The sequence below is a fragment of the Erythrobacter sp. genome (assembly GCF_023653175.1).
Classification (GTDB): Bacteria; Pseudomonadota; Alphaproteobacteria; order Sphingomonadales; family Sphingomonadaceae; genus Erythrobacter.
In genome coordinates this window covers 1-6,794 of record NZ_JAMNXL010000191.1, presented here as the reverse complement: position 1 = coordinate 6,794, position 6,794 = coordinate 1, and the positions used below count along the sequence as shown (strand labels likewise).

Below are 6,794 nucleotides of genomic sequence, written 5' to 3'. Positions count from 1 at the left end.
GCGCGGCTTCAAGCAGGAAGCCGCGCCGCCGGGACACTATTCCATCGTCACCACGAGCTTGCCGACCGCCTCGCGCGCTTCGAGCTTGGCGATGGCGTCGCCGGCGCGGGCGAGGGGGAAGGTTTCGCTGACCAGCGGGTCGATCTTGCCGGCCGCCATCAGGTCGAACAACTCCATCACCTGCGCATGGAAGCCCTTCGGATCGCGCGCGGTGAAGGCGCCCCAGAACACGCCGCAGATGTCGCAGGACTTCAGCAGGGTGAGGTTGAGCGGCATTTTGGCGATTCCCGCCGGGAAGCCGACCACCAGGAAGCGGCCCTCCCAGGCGATGGCGCGCAGCGCAGGCTCGGAATATTGCCCGCCGACGATGTCGTAGACGATGTTCGCGCCGTTCGGCCCGCAGGCCTGCTTGAAGGCTTCAGCGAGCGCCTTCGAGGCGTCCTTGTCCATCGCCTCGCGCGGGTAGATCACGACCTCGTCCGCGCCCGCCTTGCGCGCGACTTCGCCCTTGGCCTCGGAGGAGACCGCCGCGACGACGCGTGCTCCGAAGGCCTTGGCGAGTTCGACAGCCGAAAGCCCCACGCCGCCCGCCGCGCCGAGGATCAGCACGGTGTCGCCCGCCTTGATGTGCCCGCGGTCCTTCAACCCGTGGATGGTGGTGCCATAGGTCATCAGCAGCGAGGCGGCCTTCTCGAAGGGCACGCCGTCCGGCACCTTGAACATCCGGCCTGCGGGCACAACGACCTTCTCGGCCAAGCCACCATTGCCGATCCCGGCGAGCACCCGGTCACCGACCGCAAAGCCCTCGACCCCCTCGCCAAGCGCCTCGATCACGCCGCTGATCTCGCCGCCGGGCGAGAAGGGGCGCTGCGGCTTGAACTGGTACATGTCGCGGATGATCAACCCGTCGGGATAGTTGATCGCGCAGGCCTTGACCGCGATCAGCACCTCGCCCGCGCCGGGGGTGGGGGCTTCCACCTCGTCGAGGGTCAGGGTTTCCGGCCCGCCGGTCTGGTGGGTGCGAATGGCTTTCATGATGTCCTCTCCCTGTTCTGTGAAATTCTAGGCGGCGGTGCCGCGCATCAGCCAAGGCTGGGCGGCGGTGCGGCTGGCTTCAAAACCGCCGATCGCGTCACTGCGCGTCATGGTCAGGCCGACCTCGTCGAGCCCGTTCAGGAGGCAGTGCTTGCGGAACGGGTCAATCTCGAAAGTGAAGCGATCCTGATAGGGGGTGGCAACGGTCTGCGCTTCGAGATCGACGGTGATCTCGAGCCCCTCGCGCGCCACTTCCAGCAGCCGGTCGACCGCATCCTGTGGCAGCACGACGGGCAGGATGCCGTTCTTGACCGCATTGCCCGAATGGATGTCGGAAAAGCTCGGCGCGATGACCACGCGGATGCCGAGGTCGAGCATCGCCCAGGCCGCGTGCTCGCGGCTCGATCCGCACCCGTAGTTGTCGCCCGCGATCAGGATCGGCGCGCCCTGATAGGCGGGATCATCGAAGACATTGCCGGGTTTAGCCCGCAGCACCTCGAAGGCGCCCGCGCCGAGACCCTCGCGGCTGATCGTCTTCAGCCACTTGGCGGGGATGATGATGTCGGTGTCGACATTTTTGAGGCCGAGCGGAATGGCGCGGCCTTCGACGCGGGTGAGGGGCTGCATGGGGTTCCTGTCAGTCGGCCAGAGTTAATCGGTTTGCGGCGGCTCGCCCGAGGGAATGGGGCCGGGCTGGGTGGGCTCGTTCGGCTTCTTCTTGCGCTTGCTGGCATAGAGCAGTGCAGCGGCCACGGCCGCCGATCCGATGGCACCCGCAGCGGCAATCGCGGCATTGCGGGCGGTGTTGTTCTTGGGCTTGTCAGTCATGGATATTCCATGCGCCTCGCAGCGGCGGGTTTCAAGGGGTTGGGGTCATGCAGGTCGATGGCCATGCACGGTGTAGTAGCGCAGAACCTCCTCCGGCGAGATGCCATCTCGCTGGGCTGCGGCCAACGGGTGCTCGGGCGCGGTGACGTGCAGATGGGGCCGCTGGCGCTCGGCGCGCGGCTGCATGGTGCAGGCCAGCGGCTCGCGCAGGTCAAAGGGCTTCAATGAATTGCACAGCCAGCTGAAGAACGGAGCTTGCGGCGGGACCCTGCCGGTATCGAAGTGGTCGACATAAATCTCGAAATTCTCGCGCTTCAATGTGCCCCAGCAGCCGAAGCCGAATTCTTCGTCCATCCCGTGGACTGGGATAGGCAGCACGCAGCGCACGAAGAAATATTGCCCCCCCAGCACGCAGAAATCCTCGCTGAGGAAGTCGCCTTCAAGGCGCAGCGCGTGATTGGGTTCGTACTGTTCGGGCCCAGTCCACGGGTCGGGCGCCCATGAGGAGAGGTGGAACATCTCACCGTGCGGTTCGTCGCAATCGGCGCAGTGGTAGCCGCGCCGAAGCTTTCCGAGCGCGCCGCCTTCGACGAGCCGGAACGGCCCCGGCATCACACCAGCTCGCGCACATCGGCGAGACGCCCGGTCACCGCCGCGGCGGCAGCCATCGCGGGTGAGACGAGGTGCGTGCGCGCGCCGGGGCCCTGCCTCCCTACGAAGTTGCGATTGCTGGTCGAGGCGCAGCGTTCGCCCGGCGGCACCTTGTCAGGGTTCATGCCGAGGCAGGCCGAACAGCCCGGCTCGCGCCATTCGAAGCCGGCTTCGATAAAGATTTTGTCGAGCCCCTCGTCCTCGGCCATCGCCTTGACCAGCCCCGAGCCGGGGACGACGATCGCCCAGCGCACATTATCGGCCTTGCGGCGGCCCTTGAGCACCGCGGCGGCGGCGCGCAGGTCCTCGATGCGGCTGTTGGTGCAGGAGCCGATGAAGACGTTCTCGATTGGAACTTCCGTCATCGGGGTGCCGGGGGTGAGGCCCATGTAGTCGAGTGATTTCTGCGCCGCGACGCGCTTGCTCTCGTCGGCGAAATCTTCCGGCGCGGGGACGCGGCCGCCGATCGGCACGACGTCCTCGGGCGAGGTGCCCCATGTGACGCTGGGTTCGACAGCGGCGGCGTCAAGGCGCACGCTCTTGGCAAAGGTCGCGCCTTCATCGGTGTGGAGCGTGCGCCAGTAAGCGACCGCCGCGTCCCACTCGGCACCCTTGGGTGCCATCGGGCGGCCCTTGAGGTAGGCGAAAGTCGTGTCGTCAGGCGCGATCAGGCCCGCACGCGCGCCCGCCTCGATGCTCATGTTGCAGACCGTGAGCCGCTCCTCGACGGTCATGCGCTCGAACACCTTGCCGCGGTATTCGATCACGAATCCCGATCCGCCCGCCGCGCCGATCTTGCCGATGATATGGAGGATCAGATCCTTGGCGCTTACACCCGGGCCGAGATCGCCGTCCACCCGCACTTCCATCGGCTTCGATTGCTGGAGCAACAGCGTCTGGGTGGCGAGCACATGCTCGACCTCGCTCGTCCCGATACCGAAAGCCAGCGCGCCGAGGCCCCCGTGGCAGGCGGTGTGCGAATCCCCGCAGACGATGGTTGTGCCGGGCAGCGAGAAGCCCTGTTCGGGGCCGACGACATGGACGATCCCCTGCTCCTTCGCGGTCGCCGGGATGTAGCGGATGCCGAAGGCCGGCGCGTTCACTTCCAGCGCGGCGAGCTGGGCGGCGCTCTCGGCGTCGGCGATGGGTATCGGCCTGCCGTTGCCATCTTGTCGCGCGGTTGTCGGCAGGTTGTGGTCGGGTACTGCGAGGGTCAACTCGGGTCTGCGCACCGGGCGGCCCGCCACCTTCAGCGCCTCAAAGGCCTGCGGGCTGGTCACTTCGTGCACCAGATGACGGTCGATATAGATCAGCGCCGTCCCGTCGTCGCGAGTCTCGACGACATGCGCGTCCCAGATCTTTTCGTAGAGGGTGCGGGGGCGGCTCGCCATGGCTCGTGTCCATCACTTGGGGGCTGGAAGAGCGGCCCAAGTGTCACGATTGCCGGGCCGTGGCAAGATTGCGGCGATTTACCTTCACCTGGTGGTGGAAATTGTAAAATTCTTGCGATAGCTTACATCCATGTCAGCAATCGCGCCTCTCTCGCCCGCCTTTTTCCACCCGATCAAGGTCGTCGCGTCCGACATTGATTTCATGGGCCACGTCAACAATGCGCGCTACCTCAACTGGGTGCAGGACGCGGTGCTGGCGCATTGGCGCGGGATCGCTCCGGCCGAGGACGTGGCGACCAAGGCGTGGGTCGCGCTGAAGCACGAGATCACCTACCGCAAGCCCGCCTTCCTCGAGGATGATGTGATGGCGCAGACCGTGCTCGAACGCTTCAACGGCGCGCGCGCGTTCTACTCGACGCTGATCAAGCGCGGCGAGGAAGTGCTGGCCGAGGTGCAATCGAGCTGGTGCTGCATCGATGCCGAAACCCTGCGCCCGGCGCGCATCGGCGAGCATCTGCGCACGTTCTTCTTCCCTCAGGGGGAATGACGCGATAGTCTCGCTCGCGTCCCGCCCCGGGGACGGGAGGGACGCAATCGTGAACAGCTTCAAGGCTTTGGCCATTCTTGCAGGCGGCTATGCGATGACCGCCTCGCCGCTCGCCGCTCAGGACGCCGCCGCGCCTGCGCCGCAGATGACCGAGGCTGCCGCCGTTCAACAGGCGGTCGATCTGGGGTCGAAAATCTATTCCTACGATCAGGCCGCCTGGCATGGCACTGATGCCATGCTCGAAGACCTGCCCGGTGCGCGCAAGAACGGGATCGCAGGCTGGATCGTCAACGAAGTTGCTGGCGGCTGGGAAACGGTGTTTTTCCGGCTCGCGGGCGAGGGCTACGAAGCGGTCTGGGCCGGGGTCTATGATGGGAAAAAGGTCATCCGCGCCGCCACCTATGCGCCCGGCGAACGCGCGCTGACGCCTGCCGAAACGGCGCTGGTCACCGCAACCCAGCTCGCCCGCAGCCAGCGCGTCCAGGGCTGCTCGGCCAAGCCGTTCAACACTGTTGTCTTCCCCACCGGCAGGCCCGATGGCGGGTTCTATGCCTATCTGCTCACCCCGCAGGAGAAGGTTGGCGAGATTCCCTTCGGCGGGCATCATCGTTTCGAGATCGTGGCGGGCCAGATCAAGGCCAGCCGCAAATTCACCAATTCGTGCCTGACCATGGCCAGCCTTGCGGCGGACGGGAAGCGACCCGAAGCCCTGAGCATCAGCCACCTGCTCGACCCCGTGCCGACCGAGATCCACGTCTTCTCGGTCTATGTCGCGGGCCTTCCGGTCTATGTCCTCACCGCCAGCAACAAGACGGCATGGGCGGTCGAGGTGTCGGGCGGCAAGCCCCGCATCCGCCGGGTCGAATAGGACTGCGCCCCCGCCATGCGCGTTCCGGCCGCAGTGATTTTCGATTTCGACGGCGTGATCGCTGACAGCGAGATGCTCGCCAACCTCGTGCTGGCCGAGGAACTCACCCGCCTCGGCCTGCCGACCACCCTCGAACAATCCTACGACCGCTATGTCGGCACACGCTGGGGCGAGATGATCGCTCTGATCGAGGAGGGCCTTGGCCGCCCGGTGCCGCCCGAGTGGGGCGGGCACCTTTCCGATACGATGATGGCGCGCTTCCGCCGTGATCTTGCCGAGGTGCCCGGGGCAGGGGACTTCGCCCGCGCGCTCGGGGAGCGCCCGCGCGGCATCGCCTCGTCAAGCTCGCCCGCGCGCCTCGCGCTGTGCCTCGAGGTGCTGGGGCTGGCCGAGGCTTTCGGCGCTCACGTCTACAGCGCCGAGCTGGTCACGCAGGGCAAGCCTGCGCCCGACATCTATCTGCTCGCCGCCGAGCGCCTCGGCGTTCCGCCTTCGGCGTGTCTCGTGATCGAGGACAGTCCCTCTGGGGTCAGGGCGGCCAAGGCGGCGGGGATGGAAGTGATCGGGCTGCTCGCCGGGGCGCATATCCGGCCCGGACATGATGCCCGGCTGAGCGCTGCGGGCGCGGATCAGCTTGCGGCAAGCTGGGCCGAGGTCACCGGGCTGATGCTGCGCGCCTAGCGCCGCCGCAGCGCCGCGCTCAGCGCGCCTGCCACCCCTGCCACCACCACCGCGCCGGCCAGTGCCGCGAGCGGGTTCGAGCGAGCGTAGGTGTAGAGGCTGGTCCGGCGCATCGGTAGCACGCCATAGACCTTGCCCTCGCCCCCGCCGGTGCGGAAGCCCTTGACGCCGCTGTTCTGCGCGGGCTTGTCCGGGTCGATCGCCGTGCTGAAGAAGGCGTATTGGAACACGCGGTCGGCGAGGTGGGGGAGGGTCCTTGCCAAAAGCGTCATCGCCCGTCCGCCGCCGCCAACGATCAAGTCGCGCGTCGGGTGAACCGCGGCATGCAGGATCGCCTCCGCTACGAGATCGGGCGAATAGATCGGCGGCGGGATCATCGCCCGCGCTTCCATCTGGTTCAGCGCCTTGTCGACGAAGGGCGTGTTGACGCCCGATGGCTGGATCAGGCTCACCGAGACAGGCGCCTTTTCGTGCATCAGTTCGAGCCGCAGCGAATCCACATAGCCCTTCACCGCATGCTTGCTCGCCGTGTAGGCCGAGAGCACCGGCGAGGGCATGTCCGAGGCGATCGAGCCGGTCACGATCAGCGCGCCGCCGTGCGCCTTGAGGTGGGGCAGCGCCTCGGTCGCGCAGTGGACCGTGCCCCAGTAATTGGTTGCGAACACCTGGCGGTGGTCGGCGTCGGAGATTTCCTCGAGCAGGGCATAGGCGCCCACGCCCGCATTGCTGACGAAGGTGTCGAACCCGCCGTGGCGGGCGATGACCTCCTCGACCGCGGCGGCGACATCCTCGC

The 6,794-nt window shown here is 66.9% G+C and carries 9 protein-coding genes; 3 read left to right on the top strand and 6 right to left on the bottom strand.

What is annotated here, in order from left to right; translation table 11 throughout:
* Nucleotides 1–36: 36 nt before the first annotated feature.
* Genes NBV68_RS16435 through leuC form a run of 5 tightly spaced genes read right to left on the bottom strand, consistent with a single transcriptional unit; the run spans nt 37 to nt 3,905 of the window.
* A complete protein-coding gene (locus tag NBV68_RS16435; RefSeq protein ID WP_296311842.1) occupies nt 37–1,035 on the bottom strand; it encodes an NADPH:quinone oxidoreductase family protein in 999 nt (332 codons plus the stop codon).
* Between the two features lie 27 nt (nt 1,036–1,062).
* Nucleotides 1,063–1,662 carry a 3-isopropylmalate dehydratase small subunit gene (gene leuD, locus NBV68_RS16430; protein WP_296311840.1) on the bottom strand — a complete coding sequence of 200 codons (600 nt, stop codon included), beginning with the start codon at nt 1,660–1,662 and terminating at the stop codon, nt 1,063–1,065.
* Between the two features lie 24 nt (nt 1,663–1,686).
* Complete coding sequence (locus NBV68_RS16425) at nt 1,687–1,863, bottom strand: LPXTG cell wall anchor domain-containing protein (protein ID WP_296311837.1); 177 nt, start codon at nt 1,861–1,863, stop codon at nt 1,687–1,689.
* Nucleotides 1,864–1,908: 45 nt separating this feature from the next.
* Complete coding sequence (locus NBV68_RS16420; protein ID WP_296311835.1) at nt 1,909–2,475, bottom strand: DUF2199 domain-containing protein; 567 nt, start codon at nt 2,473–2,475, stop codon at nt 1,909–1,911.
* Nucleotides 2,475–3,905 (bottom strand): 3-isopropylmalate dehydratase large subunit, encoded by a 1,431-nt coding sequence (leuC, locus tag NBV68_RS16415; RefSeq protein WP_296311832.1) that lies wholly within the window; start codon nt 3,903–3,905, stop codon nt 2,475–2,477. Before leuC ends, NBV68_RS16420 begins: the two co-directional genes overlap by 1 nt.
* Nucleotides 3,906–4,035: 130 nt before the next feature.
* Between leuC and NBV68_RS16410 the strand changes: the two genes are divergently transcribed.
* The 3 genes from NBV68_RS16410 to NBV68_RS16400 are packed head-to-tail and all read left to right on the top strand — an operon-like array spanning nt 4,036 to nt 6,001.
* Nucleotides 4,036–4,452, top strand: coding sequence for a thioesterase family protein (locus tag NBV68_RS16410; RefSeq protein ID WP_296311829.1), 417 nt, complete (start codon nt 4,036–4,038; stop codon nt 4,450–4,452).
* Between the two features lie 49 nt (nt 4,453–4,501).
* Nucleotides 4,502–5,320, top strand: coding sequence for a hypothetical protein (locus tag NBV68_RS16405; protein ID WP_296311826.1), 819 nt, complete (start codon nt 4,502–4,504; stop codon nt 5,318–5,320).
* A 15-nt stretch (nt 5,321–5,335) separates the two neighbouring features.
* Nucleotides 5,336–6,001: an HAD family phosphatase gene (locus tag NBV68_RS16400; RefSeq protein WP_296311823.1), complete on the top strand. Its 666-nt coding sequence runs from the start codon at nt 5,336–5,338 to the stop codon at nt 5,999–6,001.
* Here the strand turns inward: NBV68_RS16400 and NBV68_RS16395 are convergent.
* On the bottom strand, nt 5,998–6,794 hold a 797-nt coding region (locus NBV68_RS16395), incomplete at its 5' end, for an SDR family NAD(P)-dependent oxidoreductase (protein WP_296311820.1). The two genes, NBV68_RS16400 and NBV68_RS16395, sit on opposite strands and share 4 nt — an antisense overlap.